General features: G+C 27.8%; 1 protein-coding gene. It reads left to right on the top strand.

Translation table 4 applies throughout. From position 1 onward, the window contains the following. Nucleotides 1-99: 99 nt before the first annotated feature. On the top strand, nucleotides 100-1,026 hold a 927-nt coding region (locus C4B24_RS04810; protein WP_131599644.1), incomplete at its 3' end, for a hypothetical protein.

Here is a 1,026-nt window from a genome sequence, read left to right as displayed (position 1 = left end):
CTCTTATTTTTTATATATTTGTGATTTTTAATTATATCTGTGTTATTGTCCGTTGCCAAGCAGGTTAATATATAATAACGCAATAAGAAAAGAGGAATTATGGAAATCAAATTCAATAAAACTTTGAAGAATTTTGAGAAAAGAACACTGAATTTTAAAGAAAATTCTCTCAATGTTATTTACGCAGAAAATGGGACTGGTAAATCCAAAATATCTGATTGAATTTTTCGAAATTATCTTGGATTACCAATGGAATATTTCGATGAAAAACAAAGTAGAACAATTGATGTTTCAAAGAAAATTGAAATAAAATATGAGAACACAAATGAATTGAATTGTGTTCTGTTTAGGGGGAGTTCCTTAACTATCCCCATTGGGAAAATGCATTATATAAATACACCAGAAAAGGCATTGCTTGGAGATTATCTTTTGATGAAGAGCTTTTTTAGTATTCCGGGGAGTTTTACGGATTTTGCAAAAAACGTATTCACTGCAAACTATTTCCCATCAAAATTTATCCTGCCTAAATTTTTTGAACCAGTTAAAACAAAAGTGAGTTTCAAAACCGCAAAGGAAGCCTACGAAAAAGTTTATAAGGTGGTTGCTTTATTTGAGAAAAACAAAATAAAAAAACTTCCAAAACATGGTTTGAAAGCGACTGATGGATCTGAGAAAAATAAAAAAATTATTCCGGAATGAGAATATACATCTTGTGATTTTGGAATTAAAATACAAGGTAATTTAACTGATGAATCATTAGACTTAATCAAATCTATATTAGAAATCTCCAAGAATGATAAAATTGTTGACTTTTTAAAGGAAATATCAGATGATTATTTAGAATATTTCAAGAAGATGAAAAAAATTGGAGAATCATTTAACTCAATAAGAAAAGTAAAAAAACTCTTGAATATTGTGGGATCGACAATATTGAACTTGCACATAAAAAGAATCCCAACGATTAAGAGGAGGGTCAAAAACTTAAAATCTAATTGAAATTTTGAAAAAGGAATTAAAAAATATTTT

Source organism: Mycoplasma marinum (genome assembly GCF_004335975.1).
Lineage (GTDB): Bacteria > Bacillota_I > Bacilli_A > Mycoplasmatales > Metamycoplasmataceae > Mycoplasma_K > Mycoplasma_K marinum.
This window is presented reverse-complemented; position numbering and strand designations above follow the sequence as displayed.